Source organism: Caballeronia sp. NCF2, from assembly GCF_023631205.1.
Lineage (GTDB): Bacteria > Pseudomonadota > Gammaproteobacteria > Burkholderiales > Burkholderiaceae > Caballeronia > Caballeronia zhejiangensis.
The window spans coordinates 68,829-87,787 of the sequence record NZ_JALQDN010000070.1 but is presented as its reverse complement, the minus strand read 5'-3'; the positions used below and the strand labels follow the sequence as shown (position 1 = coordinate 87,787).

Sequence of the window (18,959 nt, the reverse complement as noted above, 5' to 3'; positions counted from 1 at the left end):
TTCGAGCGGCATGGCGAATCCATACGCATCGATGGCGACGGCGCGCTGACGCTCGACGAACCGGGCATGATGCTGACCGCCGCGCGCGCGGGGATCGGTCTCGCTTACCTGACCGAATGGAATGTCGCCGCGGATCTCGAAGCAGGCGCCCTCGTGCGCGTGCTCGAAGACTGGACGCCGCCGCTCGACGGACTATGCCTCTACTATCCCGGCCGTCGTCATGTGCCGGCGGGCTTGCGCACATTGACGGACATGATCCGCGAATATGCCGACGCAAATCGAAAGCACCCGGCGCCGAAAAAGAAGCGTCGAAAGGTCAATTCAAAGACTTAACGCCGCCATCAGTTTTGTTTATCGCGGTTTTCGGTGTGAGGCGTTCGATTGTCGCTTGAAAGCGGCATTCCGACACTGTGCCTGCAAGGCTCGCCTCATTTCCGGACGCGACCTTGCATTTCACTTTCGGTATCGGATCAATGGTTAACCCTTTCTTTTCATGCCCTGTCATCGGCGTACGTTCGCACCGGCGGGCAATCGTCGCACGACGCGCGATGCTATCGCTCACCAATCCAACGACAACGATGAGGGTGTATGAGAGTGAGACATCAACTGAAGCCATTAAGCGCGGGCGTGTTGTTCTATGCGGCGGCGATCGCAACGCCGGCGTTAGCGCAAAGCAGCGTCACGCTGTACGGTATCGTCGATGATTCGATCGTCTATCAGAGCAGCCAGACCAATCTCGCAAAGACGAACCCGGGCCGCTCGAACGTCAAGACCGGATCGGGCATCTGGGCCGGTAGCCGCTTCGGTTTGAAGGGCGCCGAAGATCTCGGCGGCGGCAACAAGGCCATCTTCCAGTTGGAATCGGGCTTCGACATCAATAGCGGACAAGCACAGTTCACCAATGCGATGTTCGGCCGTCAGGCATGGGTCGGTCTCACGAATCCGGCGTACGGTACGTTGACGTTGGGTCGTCAATACACCTCGTACTACACGCTGCTCTCGCCGTATAGCCCGACGAACTGGCTGACCGGTTACTTCGGCGCGCATCCGGGCGATCTGGACGGCCTCGACACGATCTATCGCGCGAACAATTCGATCGTCTATACGTCGCCGAAGATGTATGGCTTCACCGTAAGCGGCTCGTACTCGCTTGCAGGCGTGCCTGACAGCGTGTATCAGGGGTCGACGTGGTCGGCTGCGTTGCAATACCAGCAAGGCCCGATCGGCGGCACGGTCGCGTTCTCGCGCATCAACAACGCGGCCAATGGCGGCGGCATCTACAGCAGCAGCTCGACGACGATCAACAGTACGGCAGCGACCGATGGTTCGGGCCAGCCCGGCGTGTCGGCGGTGACGGCCGGCTATCAACGCGCACAAGCGCAACAGCGCTTCGCGGTTGCAGGCGGTTATCAGTTCAACAGCGCGTGGGACATCTCGGTCACGTACACGAACGTTCAATACATCCCGGGCGTGAATTCGCAATTCACCGACGAAGCCGTGTTCAACACGGTCGGCTCGGTGTTGCACTGGAAGGCGACGTCGGCATGGGACTTCGCAGCGGGCTACAGCTATACATGGGCCAGCAAGGCGAACGGCATCAACGACGCCGCGTCGTACCACCAGTTCAATCTCTCGCAGTACTACTCGCTGTCGAAGCGCACGGGACTGTACGCACTGGAAGCGTTCCAGCGTGCGAACGGCAACACGCTGGCGGCGCCCTCGGGCACCGCTACGAACCGTCAGACGGCCGCCAACGCAACGATCGGCGACGGCTTCCAGAGCGCGCCGTCGGCATCGCGCAGCATGTTCGCGGCGGGCGTCGGCATCATCCATCGCTTCTGATCGAACGCGCGTAGCACCACGATCGTTTCATATCGTCCGCACGCTTCGGCGTGCTGGCGACGTTCGTCCGTACGCCATCAAAACGAAGTCTAGGAGATAACTATGAGAGCTCTGGATCCCAAGCGATTAATGGCGCTGATAACCGCCTGCCTCGTGACCGTCGTCGTCACGGCATGCGGAGGCAGTGGCAACAATAGCGGTAGCGGCAACGCCGCGCAAACACCCTTGGCCGTGGTGAAACCTACGGTCGATTGCTCGAAGCTGGCATCGGTCGATTTGAGCGATATCGGCGGCACCGGCAGCACGATCACATCGGCGACGGTCACGGCCGCGACCGTTAACGGCGCCACCGTCAACTTCTGCACGGTCAAAGGCACGCTCGCGCCTTCGAATACGTTCGAGGTCGCACTGCCCGTCGACTCGTGGACACAGCGCTTCGCCGAACTCGGCTGCGGCGGCTTGTGCGGCAATCTGAGCGATCCGACTCAGCAAAGCTCCTTCAGTTTCAGCTATACGTGCCCGCTCGTTCAACAAGGCGGCTTTGTCACGGCAGCGACCGACATGGGTCATTCGGGTCAGGATTCGACATGGTCGACCGATCCGCAAAAGCAGGCCGACTTTGCGTATCGCGGCCAGCACATCACGACGCTCGCCGCGAAGAAGTTGATCAAGGCTTACTACGGACAGGAGCAGAAATACGCTTACTTCGTCGGCTGTTCGGATGGCGGCCGTGAAGCGCTGATGGCCGCGCAACGTTATCCGTCGGATTACAACGGCATCGTCGCGGGCGCGCCGGCTGCGCATTTCCAGATTCAAAACTCGCTCTATCACGGCTGGAACGTCGAATCGAACAGCACGACGGGTACGAGCGCAGGCAAGGCCGTGCTCTATGCCGACAAGGCTCAACTGCTGCACAAGGCAGTGGTGGCTGCATGCGGCGGTCAAGCCAACGTACCCGATGGTCTCCTCGCCGATCCGCGTACCTGTCACTTCGATCCCGCATCGATTCAATGCGCGGCCAATGCATCGAGCACGAGCAACTGTCTGACGGCCGCCGAAGTCGCAACGGCCTCGAAGATCTACAGCGGCCCGACCGATACGAATACCGGCATGCCCATGCTGGGCGGCTCGCCGCAGTTCGGCTCGGAAGCGAACTGGATCGGCGTCGAAGTGCCGACGACGAACTCGACGGACGCAGCCGTGCCCGTCACCAGTCTCTTCAGCTACATGATCGTGACCGGGGCATATAACCTGATCTTCACGGGGTCGCCGTCGATGCCGAATGTCGACACCTTCGGCTATCACGATGCGAGCTTTTATTCGAGCTATCTGCAGGCGAACCATCCGCTCAACGATGCAACGAGCCCCGATCTGTCGGCGTTCAAGAACGCGGGCGGCAAGCTGATCCTGTGGCACGGCTGGGCGGATCAGCACATCTCCCCGCTTTTCACGATCCGCTATTACCAGGCCGTGAAGGACACGATGGGCGAAGCGAGCGCGAACGAGTTCTCGCGTTTGTATGTCGTGCCGGGCGTGGGTCACTGCGGCGGCGGCGAAGGCTTTCCGAACATCGATCTCGTATCGCAGATCACGGGCTGGGTCGAACAAGGCACATCGCCGAATGCGGTGATGACCTATCAGACCGATGCGACGACGAGCAAGGTGACGGCATCGCGTCCGGTGTATCCGTATCCGGCCGTGGCGAAGTTCAGCGGCAGCGGCGACTGGCACGACGGTGCGAACTGGAGCCAAGGTGCGCCGCTGTATAACGACGCTGCGCCGACATGGGCTGGCGCGAGCTTCTATACGTCGTATAGCCCGAAGACGCAGGGCGTGGCTGCACCGTAAGTTGCATCGATCGCGCCGCTGTCGTTCCATCATTACCGGTGATGCAGCGGCGCGCACTTCCCCCTTGACTCACGCGGGCACAGAGTCAGTTCTGCTGCCACGAGAAGTTCCTGTGCCGTTCGCGCCGAAGCATGGCAATCCAAGCAAGGCAAGCGAAACGATTATCAGCGCCCTTGCTGCAGTAGAAACGGCTACGCAGAAAACGATAAACGGCAGAAAAGACCAGTCGAAATGTTGCCGTACACAAGATGTTTTTTCTGCTATCGGGTTTACTTCTACGTCGGAACAAAGTAACCTTTCCCCGCTGACTAAATACCGGCAACGCACGCTCAGGGCGCGAACTGCATCGCGCCGCCGCCAGCAATTTTGACGTCGTCGAAGTCGTATCGCTGCACATGTTACCGATGACCGACGCGAATTCACGTTCGCGGATCATCGTCATCGAACGCTGGCCATTCCGCATGCACATCGCTTTTGTGCTCGGCTTTGCTTCAGCGAATCTGCACTGGCTTGGCTTTTTCGGCGCACCGATACGCGTCGTCAATGGCGTTCATCCTGAGCCAGTTATTCGGATTACTAACAAGCTCTTTCAACTATTTCGGATGCGCGACCGATTCTGCGCATCGCCTCGTTGATCGCTCGACTCGGCGCTCAACGTGTGCCCTGATCGTTGCGAAAGCGCGCATCTCCGTTAGTCATACTAAACGCGATGAAGAACAGAATTGCCTCCTTCCTGTCCCGATCCATTGCGGCAACCCTCGCCGCAAGCATGGTGCTTGCCGCCTGCGGTGGCAGCGACAACCCCGCCGACACCGCCGCGGCGAGCACGAGCGCGGCATCGCTGAAGTCGACCGCGAAGGCCGCAAGCGGCAGCGGCTCGATCTTTTACGGCGCGAACGGCCACAACAGCAACGGCGGCGCATACGACGTCGTGGGCGCGAAGACGCAACTGTCGCAATTGCAGGATCTCGGCGCAACGATCTATCGCAATGACGTGTACAGCCAGACATCGGCCAACATGGTTGCGAACATCGCGAAGACGATGGAAGAAGGCGGCGTCACCGTGTATCCGGTGATGCTCATGAACCTGAACTACAACAGCGAGAACGACGCCTACAAGGCGGGCTACACGCTCGGCCAGCAGACGGCCAACAGCTACCCCTACAAGTACTACGAGGTCGGCAACGAACTCGAAGCGAAGGCGCTTATCGGCAATGTCGACGGCACCGTCTGGTATCAGTACAACAACTGGTCGTTCATGCTCGCGCGCGGCGTGATCCGCGGGATGATCGCAGGCGTGAAGTCCGTGGACAGCTCCGCGAAGATCGTCCTTGGCGGCACCTGGCTGCACACCGCTTTCTTCCAGATGCTCGCCGACGGTTCGCAACCGGACGGCACCTGGGGTCATCCGGCGGTGAGTTGGGATGTCACGTCGTGGCACTGGTATTCGAGTCAGGGCGACATGACGCACGCATGCGGCGGCACGGGATGTCATGACGTGCTCCAGTTTCTGCACGATATGGGCAAGCCGGTATGGATCAACGAGTTCGGCGTGCGCCCAGACTTCGGCTCGTACAGCCAGATCGCGACATACATGACAGGCAGTCTGATGATGGCGCAGTTCGCGAGCGTCGCGTCGAAGTACAACATCCAGTCGATTCAGGCCTTCGAACTCTACGACGACAGCGAAGGCGATTACGGTCTTATCCAGAGCGACGGACTCACGCAGAAGGCCGCCTACTGGGCATACAAGACCTTCGTGCAGAACCATCCGATGTGATCGGGCCAGCGGTAAGGAACCGAAAGGCGGGCGTGTTCAAGCATCGTCGCGACAGGCCGTTATTGCGGCTTTGCAGTAGCGCATAAAGACGAGGCCAGCGATGCAGATCAACAGTGCGACCACGGCCGCCTATACGAGCGCCGATACGCCTCTTCCCCGCCGCGCCGCGCCTGCCGATGACACGACCGACGTCGAGCAGGACACATCGGCCGACGATGCCGCCGTCCCTCAGCAAACCAACCCGCCGTCATCGGTGAAATCGTTCGCTTATGGCGCGCTCGGGCTGGAACGTCCCGAAGTGCAGGCGACCGATACGAATGGCTTCTACACCGCGGGCAAATGGGTTGCAGCGGCGGCGACCATCGGCGGAATCGTGTCCCTGTTCGTCTGATCGCTCGCGGATTAATACCTGGAAATAACTCGCCGGATTGGCGCCTTGCTCCGCATATCGGATGACGGCGCGTCGCGGGAAGATATCGATGCGTGATGTCGACAGACACACCGCCCTTCTTTCCATCGATACGACGCCAAGCCATGCAAGTTCAATTCGGCGGCCCGAGCATGTTCGGCACGCTCATCGCTCGCGCGCTCCTTGCCTTCGGGGCAAGCGCGCTTTCCGGCTGTACGTGGACGCTGATTACGGCCGCCGATGCCGCCGGCTCGCTCGTGCAGGCGGGCATGACGGTCGCGTCGAACTATTCGTCGCCGACATCGGTGACGGGCTCGCCTGCCTCGTTGCAATCCGTATGCATCGAACTGAACCAGAACGTCGCGACAGGCGACTTCGTGCCCTCGCTGCAGGTCGCGTTGCAGCGGCGCGGCGTGATTTCGACGGTCTATAACCCCGGCACGTCGCCGCCCGGTTGCGAGGCGATGTTCGTCTACGCCGCGACGACGAGCTGGAACAAGCGCGCGTTCGGCAGCGAGCCGGTGCCGTATCTGTCGGCGATCGATCTCACGATCGTGCGTCAAGGGCAGATTCTCGTGACGGCGCGCTACGACACCAATGGTCTGAACGTAGACCGTTTCGCGAGCGCGCGGCAGAAGCTCGATGCGCTGGTCGACCGTATGGTGGTCTCGCGCACACAGTGAAGGTCGCTTTCCTTACGGCATCTTTCCGATGCGATTTCACGCGTGAAACCGGTGCTAATCTGCCTGCGCAGTAGTTGTTGACCGATCCCTCTTGCGGCTCGCCATCGTTCTTGTGGCGAGTCGCCTTTTTTTTATCACATGCTCCCGGCGGTCCGCTCGCGCAGCGGATGCCAATAGCACACGCGCAGCCCCGTCTCTGTGTTCTGGAGCACGAAGCGAGCGCCACTGCGCCGCGCGGTTTCGGACACGATCGAAAGGCCAAGGCCGCTGCCCATCGTGCGCGTGCCGGGGATGCGATAGAACGGCTCGAGCACGCGAGTCAGTTCGTCGTCGGGAATGCCTGGTCCCGAGTCTTGCACCTCCAGCAGCAAGTCCTGTCCGCTCACAGTGACGGATACATCCACTCTGCCGCCTTCCGGCGTGTAGCGCACGGCATTGTCGACGAGATTGCGCAACACGACGGCCAGCGCGGGCGCGTCGGCGATCACGTCGACATCGTCGACGCGTTCGAGCCCGAGATCGACATGCTTGTCCTCCGCCATGTTCACCGACTGGATCACGATATCGGTTGCGAGTTCTCGCAGCGATACGACCGATGGCTTCATCGACGATCCATGCTGCGAACGCGCGAGCGCGAGCAACTGTTCGACGAGCCGCGCAGTGCGCCGTATCGCGGCGTGAAACGTGACGAGACGCTCGCGCGCGACGATGGCCGAGTCCGCGGCGCCGAGATGCTCCGCCTGCAACGACAGCGCGGCAAGCGGCGAACGCAGCTCGTGCGCGGCATCGGCGATGAAACGGCGCTGCTGGGCCATCGCATCCTTCAGGCGGCCGATGAGCCGGTTGATCGACGTGACGAACGGCAGCAGTTCTGCCGGGATGTCTTCCTCGGACAGCGTGTCGAGCGTTGCATCGTCCTGCGAGTCCACGACACTCGCGAGACGGCGCACCGGCAGGAGCATCCGCCGCACGAGAAAGAAGACCAGCGCGACAATCACGGGCGTCAGGGCGAGCATCGGAAAGAGGGTACGCATTGCGCCGTCGCTGGCGATTTCATCGCGGATCGTGGACAGCTCCGCGACCGCGATCCGGTCTCCGGAATGCAGCGTGCGGACATCGACACGCCAGCGCCTGCCATGCGTTTCGAGGTCATGCAGGCCGTCCTTGAGCGTCGCCGGAACGATGATCGGTGCCGATGCGTTCGCGGCTTCCCATTCAGGCTCCAGGCGCGAGATGACGAGCCGCACGTCCGAATCCTGACTGCCTTGCCACGCGACGGCGGTCGTATCCAGAACGAGCTTTTTCGCATCGATGAGCGCGCCGATCTCGCGCAGATGACCGTCCTGAAGCTTGTTCGCTTCGTGAGACGCGGCGGCAAACGAGGCGACGCCCGCCATCACGCTCAGCGCGGCGACGACGGAGGCAATCCACCAGGTGAGCCGCGAGGTCATCGAGCGGGGTGAGCGGGTCTGGTGTGTCTCCATTCGAGGCCTCGTCTATTTTTTTATGTATCGCAGGGTTCTATTTTTTCAGAATGGCGGGCGTGCTTGATTCGTGGCGGGAATGCTAGCACCGCCGCGAAGGAGATTTGATTTTGACAGGCGATACGGGAGCGTGCATATCGCCACGATGACGGCCCGTGCGGGAAAGCGAGGCAGAGAGCCTCGTTCGAAGGACTGGAGCGACGCCGGCGCGGCGAGAAACCGAGCGAGCTTATCTGAGCAACTGCTTCAATTGCGGAATCGGTAAGACATCGGAGCGCGCGGCGAATCGGAAGGCCGCGCTCGAATCCTCCACCACCCTACCCCACCAACTTCGCCCGCAACATCGCCACATCGGCGGCACTCACCGCCAACCCCTGCGCGAGATAGTTACTCAACGTCCCGAACCCGCTGTGCATCTCCTCGAACGCGGCTTGGATCGTCGCGCTTTGCGCCCGATAAAGCGGCGCGACCGCCTGCGCATTCATCCCGGCACGCGCCGCATGCGCTTTCACGCGCGCATCGATCTGCGTCTCTGCCGCCGTGTTCGTCAGCAGATAGTCCTGGATGATCACATCGAGCGGCACATCGGCGATGGCGAGCAGCAGCGCCGCCGCCCAGCCCGTCCGATCCTTGCCCGCCGTGCCGTGGACCACCTGCGCGCCTGAAACACGCGCAAGCCGAGTCAGCAGCGCGCCGAATTGCAAGCGCGCGGCCGGATCGGTCACGAGCTGACGCTGTCGCGCGTTCATCCACGCGGTCGCGGCGGCCGCATCGACGGGCGTCGCGCCGGCTGCGTCGATCGGCGCGATCTCGTGGGTCTCGCGCACCGCGTCCGTCGGCACGCGGTCCGGCGCAAGCGACGCCTCCGCCACCACGCGAAGATCGTGCACCGCGCGCAACGACAAGCGCGCAAGCAACGCCGCGTCCGCATCGCCGGGTGTCAGTGCGCCGGACCGATAGAACACGCCACGACGCAAGCGGCCGCCATCGACGGTCGGATAGCCGTCGCCCACGCCGGCCACATCGCGGAAATTCTCGACCGTGGAGAGCCTCGGCGTTTCCATCACGCTGCGCTCTTCGCTCGCGCCGCCGCACGCCGATAGCAATGCGCCCGCGCCGAAAGTGGTCGAAAGCAATGCGACGCGCGCGCCGCCGCGAATGAAAGCGCGGCGCGACAAAGGCGCCTCACGCGTGGACGAAGCAAGCATCATGTTTGATCAAAGGGAATGACGATACGCACGATCAGCCCGCCGCCCTCGGCATTGGCGATCTCGCAGCGGCCGCGCTGCTCGCGCGCCAGACGTTCGACGATGGTGAGCCCGAGGCCGCAATGCCCGTTGCCGCTGCGCGCGGGATCGAGCCGCACGAAGGGACGCAGCGCTTCGTCCAGGCGCTCGTCGGGAATGCCGGGTCCGTGATCGCGCACTTCGATCAGCCAGTCGCCATCCCGCAGCGCGGTGCGAATCTCGACGGGCGGCTCGCCATGTTCGAGCGCGTTGTCGACGAGATTGGTCATCAGCCGGTCGATGAAAGTGCGCGGCAAGTGAAACGCATCGCCCGCTTCGAGCGACAGCGCGAACAACGGATCGTCGCCATCCTCGGGCGACGCGAACTGCTCGGCGATGAACGCATCGACGCCGGTCGTCGCGCCGTCCGACGACGAGCGTCCCGCGAATTCGAGAAACTGCTGCACGATGCGCGTCATCGAATCGATGTCGCGCAGAAAATTCGCGCGCTCGCGTTCGTCCTTCGCGAGCACGCTCGCCCGCAGCGACAGGCGCGTGAGCGGCGCCTTCAGATCGTGCGCGATGCCGGCCAGCATCACGGCGCGATCGTCATCGGCGTCGGTGAGCTTTTTCATCATCTGATTGAACGCGCCGATGAGCTCGCGCAATTCGCGCGGCCCGTTTTCCTCGACGGGCACCGGCCGCTCGCCGCCGCCGAAGCGTCGCGCGGCCTGCGCGACGCGCGCGAGCGGCCGCTGCAACTGCCATGTCGCAATCAGCGAAAGCACGAGCGCGCCGGCGAGCAGCACGACGCCTTCGGTCATGAAGGGCGCGGGCGGCGGCAGATCGATCGGCGCGACGATCCACACATTGCTCGACGGATAGCGCACCCAGAGCCGCGATTTGTTATGGCCGTCGATATCGATCGCGATCTGCGTCCCGGGCGGCAAACGACTGGCGAGCTGCCGCGCGAGATGCCCGTGACGCGTCTTCGCGGGATCGCGCAGCGTCAGCGGCTCCGGCATGTTCCACACCGGCACGATATGCACGCGCGTCTCGCGCATCAGCCGTCCGCCGAGCGCGACATCGTTGTGCGCCGCTTCCAGCACGATCAGCAGCGCGCGCGCGTAACCATCCGCTTCCTTGTGCGGCCCTTGTACGTGGAGAATCGCGAACCATCCGACCTGCAGCGTGACCAGCACGCCGATCGACACGATCGCCATGCGGCCGAACAGCGAATCGATGAAACCGCGCAGCGTCCGCGCGGACTGCCAGAAACCCGAACGCATCGCGGCTACGCCTCGATCCAGCCGGATGCCGAATCGTCCGCATCGGGAACGAAGACATAGCCTTGCCCGCGCACGGTCTGCACATGACGCGGATGCGACGGATCGTCTTCGATCAGACGGCGCAGACGCCAGATCGGCACATCGAGGCCGCGATCGCGGAAAGGCAGATCGTCGCGATGCACGAGATCGTGGATCAGCACGCGCGACAGCACCTTGTACGGATTCTTGATGAAGACCTTCAGCAGCGCGAACTCGCTGTCGCGCAACGCGATGCGCTCGTCGCCGCGCAACAGCGAACGCGACACGAAATCGACTTCGAAGCGCCCGAAGCGTTCGCGCGGCGCGGGTTCGGGCCGGCTCGGCGCGGCCGTGCGCCGCCGCAGCACCGCTTCGATCCGCGCGAGCAATTCATGCGGATCGAACGGCTTGGCGAGATAGTCGTCCGCACCCGATTGCAGGCCGGCGATTTTTTGCGGAACGCTGTCGCAACCGGTCACGAAGATCACCGGAATGTCTTCGCCCGCCGCGCGCAGATCGCGCAGCGCGCGCAAGCCGTCCGTGACCGGCATCATGATGTCGAGCACGACGATGGATGGACGTTCGAGCTCCAGACGCCGACGCAAACCGGCGCCATCGTGCAGCACGGAAACGTCGATGCCTTGCTCTTGAAAGAAGCGGCGCAGCAGGTCGCGCACCGCGGGATCGTCGTCGACGATAAGAACCGATGTAGCCATCCCAAAATTCTATTCGTACACAAATGCCTTACAGCGCGTCTCGCGCGTCGCGCAACGTTACGGATTCTTACCGGACGCGTCTTTCGCGCGATGAAGCCTCGCAGCACGCGCGTTCCATTCCCGCGACAAGCCCCGCGCGTCGGTAAAGCGCCCTCGAAACGCGCGCCGAAACAGGCCGTAACGGAAAGAAATGGAAAGTTCGCAAGCGTCGCGGGGGCCTCGGCGTCGCGCTTAGAATTTGGGCATGACACCACATGTACTGATGGTCGACGACGACCCCGTCGTGCGCGATCACGTCCGCGATTATCTAGAGCAGCACGGCTTCGACGTCTCCGTTCTCGACGACGGGACGGAGTTGCGCCGTCGCGTGCAGGCCGAGCGCCCTTCGATGGTCGTGCTCGACGTGATGATGCCCGGCAAGGACGGCATCAGCGCGCTGCGCGAACTGCGCAATGCGCGCGACGATATCCCCGTGATTCTGCTGACGGCCCGCTCCGACGTGCTCGATCGCGTCATCGGGCTGGAGCTCGGCGCAGACGATTATCTCGGCAAGCCCTTCGATCCGCGCGAGCTTCTGGCGCGCATCCGCTCGATCCTGCGACGCCGCGAGCCCGTGTCGTCCGACACGGCGAGCGCGCCCGAAATTCGCCCGGCCTATCGTTTCGGCCCGTTCGAAATGGACTTCGGCGCGCGCGAGTTGCGCCGCGACGGCGAACGCATCGCGCTGCGCTCCGGCGAATTCGCGCTGCTCAAGACACTCGTGAAGAACGCGATGGTCGTGCTCACGCGCGCGCAGCTCAACGAAAAAATGCGCGGCAACGGCGCGCATCGCGATCGCAGTCTCGATGTCGCGATCTGGCGTCTGCGCCGTCTGCTCGAAATCGATCCGTCCGAACCGCGTTACGTGCAGACGGTGTGGGGCCAGGGCTATATCTTCGTGCCGCACGGCGATCCGACCGCGGCCGGGCGCATCGCGGCGCGCGCGACCCTGTAGCGCGCGCGGCTTCATCGTCAGAAAGTCAGCACGCTCATGAAGAGACGTTGCAGCCAGCCCATCGTCGTTGAATCCGCGAGCATGCCGACGCCCGCCTGCTCGATGCGCGCATTCGCCACCTTGTTCGACGCGACGTAATTGCCTGCCTCGATGTCCTTCGGATTGACGATGCCCGAGAAACGCAGCCGGTCCTGATTGCCGCTCATCGCGATGATCTTGTCGCCCGCGACCACGAGATTGCCGCCCGGCAACGTGCCGATGACCGACACCGCGAGCGTGCCGCTCATCGCCGACAGATTGCTCGTGCTGCCATTGCCCTTGAACGACGTATCCGCCGAACCGACGTTGAAAAGACGCGCAAGCCGCGCCGCCGCGCTGCTGGACTTGTCGGCGGCCTCGGCGCTGATGCTGCTCGCGCGGCTCGCCTTGGCATCGGCGGAATTGCTGCCCTGATACGACTCCGCAAGACGGATCGTCAGCACGTCGCCGACCTTCTGCGCGCGCGAAGTCTCGTACAGCGACACCGACGATCCCGCCTGATAGATCGCGCCCAGCGTGTTGACGTTGACCGGTTGCGCGACGGCCGGCGCATAAGTGGGCATCTCGACGATCGAGTGCGAGCCCGACGACGAGCACGCCGCCAGTGCGAGTGCGAACGCCGAGCAGGGCAATGTCGCGAATTTCATGAACAATCCTCTCCTTTGATTCAGGGCGCGTCGTGCACCGCGGCAAGACGCCACCGGTCGGTCGTGTCGCGCAGCCACGCTTCGTACGCCTTCAGCCGATAAATCACGCGCGCCGAGGCCGCCGCGCCGTTCGCTTCCAGCGTGATCGAGCTGGTCGCGTTCTCCCAGGTGCGCGTCTGATAACCGTTCGCTCGCTCGACGCGGCTTCGGCCGAACTTCGACGACAACCCTTCGGCGAAGTCGTCGGCGACGCGCGCATCGATCACGAACGACATGCGATACAGCCGCGGCGACGGATCGCCCGGCATCGCCAGGAAGCGCAATACGTGATCGCGGGCGAGCGTGCCATCGACAACGGCCGCCGATTCCCTCCAGCCGCCTTGCGTGCGATGCGCCCACTTGCAGGCGATCGACAGGCTGTGCGTATCGCGCAGCACCATGCCGAGCGATGCCGCGTCGATATCCGTGTCGCATACGGCGACGCTGCCAGGCGGCGTCGCGCGCGCGGGCTCGTCGCGCCGGAATGCGTCGAGCGCGATGCCGAGCTGCAGGCCGCGGAAGTCGAAAGGCTTCTGCGCCGCGGCGAATGCCGGCATCGCCATGCAAACGAAAAACGCGCAACGAAGAATCGTTCGCTTCATATCAGTCGATGGCAGTAGCGCAGGCGTCGAAAGGCGTGGACGCGGCATGACCCACGACCGGCACGACCTTCAGCAACGCCGATGTCGCGCGGCACGGCAACGCGGCGAGCGCGCAGCCGTCGAGCACGAACGGGCACGCCGCAAGCGCCGCGCACGCAAGGGCAAGACGAAAAGACCTCCGCATGATTTACGCAGTCGTATCGACGTGATTGCCGAGATGCGCCGGATTGCTCGCGGGCGTCTTCGCCGCGGGCGTGCCGGTTTCGACGGTCGGCGTTTCGGTGCCGCGCTTGATCGGCAGCGTGTGCGACGTCGCTTGCGTCGTATGTTGAGTGGCAGGGCTGGTGACGTTCATGCTGCTCCTTTTCGGATAAGGGACGTTGCGGATTGCAACAGGAGCAATCTTCGTCGAGCGCGCGAAGCCACGATCACACAAGCAAAACGTCGTTTCCCCGAGTGCTTACGAGCCATTAGCAGCGATTACGCAGGCGTTACCAGTTCTTTCCTCGCGTGCGAATCTGCATGTTGCGGCGCAGCGCGCGGTGCGAGATGGTATGACTGTTTCGGTAGTAAAAGCGGGTTAACGTGAATTAAAACTGGCGGAATACCTTCATATAGTCAATCTATCTCGGCGCCGTTGCCTCGCTCGTCGCAAAACCCAAATACCGGAATGGCATCGGGATGAATAGAACAACGAATTAACAGGTTATTCCATAATCATTCGAACAAGCACGGATACATAGCCAACGGATGGAGGAACCACTGACATGAAACGCCGCACCGTGTTAGTTGCGATGGCCGCCGCGCCACTCGGCGCAATGCTCCCGCTTTCCGCGTTCGCACAGAAGCCCATCGTCCTCGGGTTCGCGCAGGTGGGCGCCGAAAGCGAATGGCGCACCGCCAACACCGAGTCGATCAAGTCGAGCGCGAAGGAAGCCGGCATCGACCTGAAGTTCTCCGACGCGCAGCAGAAGCAGGAGAATCAGATCAAGGCAATCCGCTCGTACATCGCGCAAAAGGTCGATGTGATCGCGTTCTCGCCCGTCGTGGAGACTGGCTGGGAGACCGTGCTCGTCGAAGCAAAGAACGCGAAGATTCCCGTCGTGCTAACGGACCGCGCGATCAGCAGCAAGGACGACTCGCTCTATGTCACGTTCATCGGCTCGGACTTCACCGAGGAAGGCCGCAAGGCGGGCCGCTGGCTCGTCGAGAAGGAGAAAGGCAATCCGGGGCCGATCAACATCGTCGAATTGCAGGGAACGGTGGGCTCCGCGCCCGCGATCGATCGCAAGAAGGGCTTCGAGGAAATCATCAAATCCGATCCGAAGTTCAAGATCATTCGCTCGCAGACCGGCGACTTCACGCGCGCGAAGGGCAAGGAAGTGATGGAGGCATTTCTCAAGGCCGAAGGCAAGAAGATCAACGTGCTTTACGCACACAACGACGACATGGCGATCGGCGCGATTCAGGCGATCGAGGAAGCGGGCATGAAGCCGGGCAAGGACATCATCATCATTTCCGTCGATGGCGTGAAGGGCGCGTTCGAAGCGATGATGGCGGGCAAGCTCAACGTATCCGTGGAATGCAGCCCGCTGCTCGGGCCGCAGCTGATGTCCGTGGTGAAGGACATCAAGGCGGGCAAGTCGGTGCCCAAGCGGATCGTTACGCAGGAAAGCATCTTCCCGATGGAGGTCGCGGCGAAGGAATTCCCCAACCGCAAATACTGACCGCCGATGACACCGCCAGTACTGGAGTTGCGCGGCATCGACAAGCGCTTCGCCGGCGTTCATGCGCTGCAGGACGTGAACCTTGCGCTCTATCCGGGCGAGGTTCACGCGCTCATGGGGCAGAACGGCGCGGGCAAGTCGACGCTCATAAAAGTGCTGACCGGCGTCGTGAGTCTCGACGCCGGCGAGATTCTGCTCGAGGGCCGCGCGATCCATCCCGATTCGCCGCTCGACGCGCAGAAGCTCGGCATCAGCACGGTCTATCAGGAAGTGAATCTGTGCCCGAACCTGTCGGTGGCGGAGAACATCTTCGCAGGCTATTTTCCGCGGCGCGGCGCGCTGCATGGCTATCGCATCGACTGGGATAAGACGCACGGGCAAGCGCGTGAGCTGCTTGCGCGCATCGGTCTCGATATCGACGTGACGCGTGTGCTGACGAGCTATTCGGTCGCCGTGCAGCAGATGGTCGCGATCGCGCGCGCGCTCAAGCTATCGTCGAAAGTGCTGATTCTCGACGAGCCGACCTCCAGCCTCGACGACGACGAAGTGCGCCGCCTCTTCGATGTACTGCGCCGCTTGCGCGAACAAGGGCTCGCGATTCTCTTCGTCACGCACTTTCTGAATCAGGTCTATGCGATCTCGGATCGCATCACGGTATTGCGCAACAGCCGGCGCGTCGGTGAATGGCCGACGAGCGAACTGGGCGCGCAGGCGCTCATCGCGGCGATGCTCGGCCGTGAGCTTGCCGCCGCGCAGGCGCGTCAGTCGCCGCCCGACGACATCGAAACGGCCACGCAGGAAACGGCGTTGCTCGATGCCACGCGACTCGGCCAGAAAGGCCAGCTTCAACCGCTCGATCTGCGCGTGCGCGCGGGCGAAGTGGTGGGCGTCGCGGGCCTGCTCGGTTCGGGGCGCACCGAACTCGCGAAGCTGCTCTTCGGCCTCGAAAAGCCCGACGAAGGCGAACTGCGCATCGATGGCATGCCGGTCTCCTTCACGACGCCCGCGCAGGCGATCCGTCACGGCATCGCGTTCTGTCCGGAAGAGCGCAAAGCGGACGGCATCGTCGCGGAGCTGTCGCTGCGCGAGAACATCGCGCTGGCGTTGCAGGCACGCATGGGCGCGCGGCGCTGCCTCACGCGCGCCGAACAGAACGCGCTCGCCGAACGCTTCGTGCGCGCGCTCGGCATCAAGGCCGCGACGCTCGACATGCCTATCGGTCTCTTGTCCGGCGGCAATCAGCAGAAGGCGCTCATCGCGCGGTGGCTCGCGACCGAGCCGCGCCTTCTGATTCTCGACGAGCCGACGCGCGGCATCGACGTCGCCGCGAAGCAGGAAATCATGGACGAAATACTCCGGCTCGCATCGACGGGCATGGCCGTGCTGTTCATTTCTTCGGAGATATCGGAGGTGGTGCGTATCGCGAATCGCATCGTCGTGTTGCGCGACCGGCGCAAGGTCGGCGAGTTGCCCGTTGGAACCAGCGAAGATACGGTATGCGAAATGATTGGAGCCGAACATGGATGACACCGCGCGCCGCATGACGCTTCGTTCGATGATGGAACATCGGCTCGGCTGGCCGATCGTCACGCTCGTGCTGCTGCTCGCGCTGAACGCTGCGTTCAATCCGGGCTTTCTGCATGTCGAGTGGCGCAACGGTCACGTTTACGGCAGTCTCGTCGATATCCTCAATCGCGCCGCGCCGCTCGCGGTCGTCGCGCTCGGCATGACCATCGTGATCGCCACGCGCGGCATCGATATCTCCGTCGGCGCGGTCGTCGCCATCGCGGGAGCGGTCGCCGCGTGGGCGATCGGCGGATCGATCGCGGGCAACGTCACGCGCTTCCCGTTGCCTGTCGTGATCGTGGCGGCGCTCGGCGTCGCGTTGCTGTGCGGCTTGTGGAACGGCCTGCTCGTCGCGCGCGCGGGCATGCAGCCGATCATCGCGACGCTCATCCTGATGGTCGCGGGACGCGGCATCGCGCAGCTCATCACGAACGGTCAGATCATCACGATCTACTACACGCCCTACTTCTTCTTCGGCGGCGGCTATCTGCTCGGATTGCCGACATCGATATGGATCGTCGCGCTCGTGTTCGTGCTGCTGTATCTTGCGATCACGCGCACGGCGCTCGGCCTCTTCCTGCAGGCGATCGGCATCAACCCGACCGCCGCGCGCGTCGCGGGCGTGCAGGCGAAACGGCTCACGCTCGGCGCGTATGCATTCAGCGGTTTGTGCGCGGGCGTGGCGGGCATTCTCATCAGCTCGAACGTCAAGAGCGCCGACGGCAACAACGCAGGCCTCTTGCTCGAGCTCGATGCGATCCTCGCCGTCACGCTCGGCGGCACCGCGCTCACGGGCGGTCGCTTTACGCTCGCGGGCAGCGTGATCGGCGCGCTCATCATCCAGACGCTCACGTATCTGATCTATTCGCTCGGCGTGCCTCCGGAGGTGAATCTCGTGGTGAAAGCCATCGTCGTGTTCGCGGTGATGATGCTGCAATCGGGCGAGTTCCGCGCGACGGTCGTGAAGTTCGCGCGCCGCCCTGCTATTGGCCGCAGCGAGGTGCGCCGATGAGTTCGCCCTTGCCCAAGCCGCCGGGCGTCACGCTTGCGCATCCTCGCGACGCCGCTGCACCGAAGCGCAGCTTCTCGACGAGCCGCTATCTGCCGCTCGCCGCGACAATCACGCTGTTCATCGCGATCTCGGTACTCGGCTCGGTGATGTACACCGGCTTCTTCTCGCCGCAGGTCTTTCTCAATCTGCTGATCGACAATGCGTTTCTAATCGTCGTCGCGGTAGGCGAGACCTTCGTGATCCTGTCGGGCGGCATCGACCTTTCGGTGGGATCGGTGATTGCGCTGACGACGATGGTATCCGCCGCGCTCGTCGAGAAAGCGGGCTGGCATCCGCTCGTCGTGATCCCGCTCGTGCTCGCGATGGGCACCGCATTCGGCACGCTCATGGGCTGGCTCATCGCGCGCTTTCGCCTGCAGCCGTTCATCGTCACGCTGGCGGGCATGTTCCTCGCGCGCGGGCTGTGCTATCTCATCAGCATCGATTCGATCAGCATCACCGATCCGTGGTATGCGGCCGTATCGCAGATTCGCATTCCGGTCATGAGCGGCGCGTCGCTCTCGCTCGGTGCGGTGATCGCGCTAGTCGTGCTCGCGGCCGCCGTGTTCATCGCGCATTACACGCCGTTCGGCCGCACCATTTATGCGGTCGGCGGCAATCCGCATTCGGCGCTTCTGATGGGCTTGCCGGTGAACGCCGCGACCATCGGCGCGTATGCGCTATCGGGCTTCTGCTCCGCGCTCGGCGGCGTGCTGTTCACGTTCTACATGCTCTCGGGATACGGCCTGCACGCGATGGGTCTCGAACTCGATGCGATCGCCTCGGTCGTCATCGGCGGAACGCTCTTGACGGGCGGCGTCGGCTATGTGATCGGCACGCTGTTCGGCGTGCTTCTTCTCGGCATCATTCAGACGCTGATCTCGTTCGACGGCTCGCTCAGTTCATGGTGGACGAAGATCGCGGTCGGCGCATTGCTGCTCGTGTTCTGTCTGTCGCAGCGCGCGTTCGGCGATCGCTCCGCGGCGAAGCGCTGACGAC

20 protein-coding genes are annotated in these 18,959 nt (G+C 63.1%); 12 read left to right on the top strand and 8 right to left on the bottom strand.

Annotation, left to right across the window (positions count from 1 at the left end; genetic code table 11):
- The 7 genes from NCS02_RS28685 to NCS02_RS28655 all read left to right on the top strand — a co-directional run.
- The coding region (locus NCS02_RS28685) for a LysR substrate-binding domain-containing protein (RefSeq protein ID WP_250520264.1) at positions 1-333 on the top strand (333 nt) is incomplete at its 5' end.
- 255 nt (positions 334-588) lie between these two features.
- Entirely contained in the window at positions 589-1,842 is a 1,254-nt protein-coding gene (locus NCS02_RS28680) for a porin (RefSeq protein WP_175980217.1), read from the top strand.
- A 102-nt stretch (positions 1,843-1,944) separates the two neighbouring features.
- Entirely contained in the window at positions 1,945-3,690 is a 1,746-nt protein-coding gene (locus tag NCS02_RS28675) for a tannase/feruloyl esterase family alpha/beta hydrolase (protein WP_144403633.1), read from the top strand.
- Between the two features lie 404 nt (positions 3,691-4,094).
- On the top strand, positions 4,095-4,325 hold the full coding sequence (locus tag NCS02_RS28670; protein WP_175980218.1) for a hypothetical protein: 231 nt from the start codon (positions 4,095-4,097) through the stop codon (positions 4,323-4,325).
- Between the two features lie 74 nt (positions 4,326-4,399).
- Positions 4,400-5,470: a lipopolysaccharide biosynthesis protein gene (locus tag NCS02_RS28665; protein ID WP_250523389.1), complete on the top strand. Its 1,071-nt coding sequence runs from the start codon at positions 4,400-4,402 to the stop codon at positions 5,468-5,470.
- A gap of 100 nt (positions 5,471-5,570) precedes the next feature.
- Entirely contained in the window at positions 5,571-5,861 is a 291-nt protein-coding gene (locus NCS02_RS28660) for a hypothetical protein (RefSeq protein ID WP_175980219.1), read from the top strand.
- Between the two features lie 143 nt (positions 5,862-6,004).
- Positions 6,005-6,562, top strand: a complete 558-nt coding sequence (locus tag NCS02_RS28655) for a hypothetical protein (protein WP_008346383.1) — start codon at positions 6,005-6,007, stop codon at positions 6,560-6,562.
- Positions 6,563-6,696: 134 nt separating this feature from the next.
- Here the strand turns inward: NCS02_RS28655 and NCS02_RS28650 are convergent, their stop codons facing one another.
- The 4 genes from NCS02_RS28650 to NCS02_RS28635 all read right to left on the bottom strand — a co-directional run bounded on the left by NCS02_RS28650 (position 6,697) and on the right by NCS02_RS28635 (position 11,295).
- Entirely contained in the window at positions 6,697-8,046 is a 1,350-nt protein-coding gene (locus tag NCS02_RS28650) for an ATP-binding protein (protein ID WP_175980220.1), read from the bottom strand.
- A 317-nt stretch (positions 8,047-8,363) separates the two neighbouring features.
- Positions 8,364-9,257: a tyrosine-protein phosphatase gene (locus NCS02_RS28645; RefSeq protein ID WP_250520262.1), complete on the bottom strand. Its 894-nt coding sequence runs from the start codon at positions 9,255-9,257 to the stop codon at positions 8,364-8,366.
- Positions 9,254-10,561, bottom strand: coding sequence for an ATP-binding protein (locus NCS02_RS28640; protein ID WP_250437599.1), 1,308 nt, complete (start codon positions 10,559-10,561; stop codon positions 9,254-9,256). The genes NCS02_RS28645 and NCS02_RS28640 overlap by 4 nt, the downstream gene beginning before the upstream one ends.
- A 5-nt stretch (positions 10,562-10,566) precedes the next feature.
- Positions 10,567-11,295 carry a response regulator gene (locus tag NCS02_RS28635; RefSeq protein WP_008346377.1) on the bottom strand — a complete coding sequence of 243 codons (729 nt, stop codon included), beginning with the start codon at positions 11,293-11,295 and terminating at the stop codon, positions 10,567-10,569.
- A gap of 244 nt (positions 11,296-11,539) precedes the next feature.
- Here NCS02_RS28635 and NCS02_RS28630 point away from each other — a divergent pair, with 244 nt between their 5' ends.
- Positions 11,540-12,289, top strand: coding sequence for a response regulator (locus NCS02_RS28630; protein ID WP_033536014.1), 750 nt, complete (start codon positions 11,540-11,542; stop codon positions 12,287-12,289).
- 17 nt (positions 12,290-12,306) lie between these two features.
- On the opposite strand, the gene NCS02_RS28625 is transcribed toward NCS02_RS28630, so the two are convergent.
- Genes NCS02_RS28625 through NCS02_RS28610 form a run of 4 tightly spaced genes read right to left on the bottom strand, consistent with a single transcriptional unit; the run spans position 12,307 to position 13,971 of the window.
- A complete protein-coding gene (locus NCS02_RS28625; protein WP_008346373.1) occupies positions 12,307-12,975 on the bottom strand; it encodes a flagellar basal body L-ring protein FlgH in 669 nt (222 codons plus the stop codon).
- 20 nt (positions 12,976-12,995) lie between these two features.
- Complete coding sequence (locus NCS02_RS28620) at positions 12,996-13,571, bottom strand: hypothetical protein (RefSeq protein ID WP_235366186.1); 576 nt, start codon at positions 13,569-13,571, stop codon at positions 12,996-12,998.
- Positions 13,572-13,617: 46 nt separating this feature from the next.
- Entirely contained in the window at positions 13,618-13,800 is a 183-nt protein-coding gene (locus NCS02_RS28615) for a DUF6726 family protein (RefSeq protein WP_033536015.1), read from the bottom strand.
- A 3-nt stretch (positions 13,801-13,803) separates the two neighbouring features.
- A complete protein-coding gene (locus NCS02_RS28610) occupies positions 13,804-13,971 on the bottom strand; it encodes a hypothetical protein (protein ID WP_160172871.1) in 168 nt (55 codons plus the stop codon).
- A gap of 412 nt (positions 13,972-14,383) precedes the next feature.
- Here NCS02_RS28610 and NCS02_RS28605 point away from each other — a divergent pair, with 412 nt between their 5' ends.
- From NCS02_RS28605 to yjfF, 4 genes are read left to right on the top strand one after another with little or no spacing between them, the layout of a single operon-like run.
- Entirely contained in the window at positions 14,384-15,343 is a 960-nt protein-coding gene (locus NCS02_RS28605; protein WP_008346369.1) for an ABC transporter substrate-binding protein, read from the top strand.
- 6 nt (positions 15,344-15,349) lie between these two features.
- Positions 15,350-16,870, top strand: a complete 1,521-nt coding sequence (locus NCS02_RS28600) for a sugar ABC transporter ATP-binding protein (protein WP_250523388.1) — start codon at positions 15,350-15,352, stop codon at positions 16,868-16,870.
- Entirely contained in the window at positions 16,863-17,921 is a 1,059-nt protein-coding gene (locus NCS02_RS28595; RefSeq protein WP_008346365.1) for an ABC transporter permease, read from the top strand. The genes NCS02_RS28600 and NCS02_RS28595 overlap by 8 nt, the downstream gene beginning before the upstream one ends.
- Complete coding sequence (gene yjfF / locus NCS02_RS28590; protein WP_008346364.1) at positions 17,918-18,955, top strand: galactofuranose ABC transporter, permease protein YjfF; 1,038 nt, start codon at positions 17,918-17,920, stop codon at positions 18,953-18,955. Before NCS02_RS28595 ends, yjfF begins: the two co-directional genes overlap by 4 nt.
- Positions 18,956-18,959: the final 4 nt, after the last annotated feature.

Excerpts from the sequence above, each read along its gene's own strand:
- NCS02_RS28680 (WP_175980217.1), top strand. The coding sequence starts at position 589 with ATGAGAGTGAGACATCAACTGAAGCCATTAAGCGCGGGCGTGTTGTTC.
- NCS02_RS28675 (WP_144403633.1), top strand. The coding sequence starts at position 1,945 with ATGAGAGCTCTGGATCCCAAGCGATTAATGGCGCTGATAACCGCCTGC.
- NCS02_RS28670 (WP_175980218.1), top strand. The coding sequence starts at position 4,095 with ATGACCGACGCGAATTCACGTTCGCGGATCATCGTCATCGAACGCTGG.
- NCS02_RS28665 (WP_250523389.1), top strand. The coding sequence starts at position 4,400 with ATGAAGAACAGAATTGCCTCCTTCCTGTCCCGATCCATTGCGGCAACC.
- NCS02_RS28660 (WP_175980219.1), top strand. The coding sequence starts at position 5,571 with ATGCAGATCAACAGTGCGACCACGGCCGCCTATACGAGCGCCGATACG.
- NCS02_RS28655 (WP_008346383.1), top strand. The coding sequence starts at position 6,005 with ATGCAAGTTCAATTCGGCGGCCCGAGCATGTTCGGCACGCTCATCGCT.
- NCS02_RS28650 (WP_175980220.1), bottom strand. The coding sequence starts at position 8,046 with ATGGAGACACACCAGACCCGCTCACCCCGCTCGATGACCTCGCGGCTC.
- NCS02_RS28645 (WP_250520262.1), bottom strand. The coding sequence starts at position 9,257 with ATGATGCTTGCTTCGTCCACGCGTGAGGCGCCTTTGTCGCGCCGCGCT.
- NCS02_RS28640 (WP_250437599.1), bottom strand. The coding sequence starts at position 10,561 with ATGCGTTCGGGTTTCTGGCAGTCCGCGCGGACGCTGCGCGGTTTCATC.
- NCS02_RS28635 (WP_008346377.1), bottom strand. The coding sequence starts at position 11,295 with ATGGCTACATCGGTTCTTATCGTCGACGACGATCCCGCGGTGCGCGAC.
- NCS02_RS28630 (WP_033536014.1), top strand. The coding sequence starts at position 11,540 with ATGACACCACATGTACTGATGGTCGACGACGACCCCGTCGTGCGCGAT.
- NCS02_RS28625 (WP_008346373.1), bottom strand. The coding sequence starts at position 12,975 with ATGAAATTCGCGACATTGCCCTGCTCGGCGTTCGCACTCGCACTGGCG.
- NCS02_RS28620 (WP_235366186.1), bottom strand. The coding sequence starts at position 13,571 with ATGCCGGCATTCGCCGCGGCGCAGAAGCCTTTCGACTTCCGCGGCCTG.
- NCS02_RS28615 (WP_033536015.1), bottom strand. The coding sequence starts at position 13,800 with ATGCGGAGGTCTTTTCGTCTTGCCCTTGCGTGCGCGGCGCTTGCGGCG.
- NCS02_RS28610 (WP_160172871.1), bottom strand. The coding sequence starts at position 13,971 with ATGAACGTCACCAGCCCTGCCACTCAACATACGACGCAAGCGACGTCG.
- NCS02_RS28605 (WP_008346369.1), top strand. The coding sequence starts at position 14,384 with ATGAAACGCCGCACCGTGTTAGTTGCGATGGCCGCCGCGCCACTCGGC.
- NCS02_RS28600 (WP_250523388.1), top strand. The coding sequence starts at position 15,350 with ATGACACCGCCAGTACTGGAGTTGCGCGGCATCGACAAGCGCTTCGCC.
- NCS02_RS28595 (WP_008346365.1), top strand. The coding sequence starts at position 16,863 with ATGGATGACACCGCGCGCCGCATGACGCTTCGTTCGATGATGGAACAT.
- yjfF (WP_008346364.1), top strand. The coding sequence starts at position 17,918 with ATGAGTTCGCCCTTGCCCAAGCCGCCGGGCGTCACGCTTGCGCATCCT.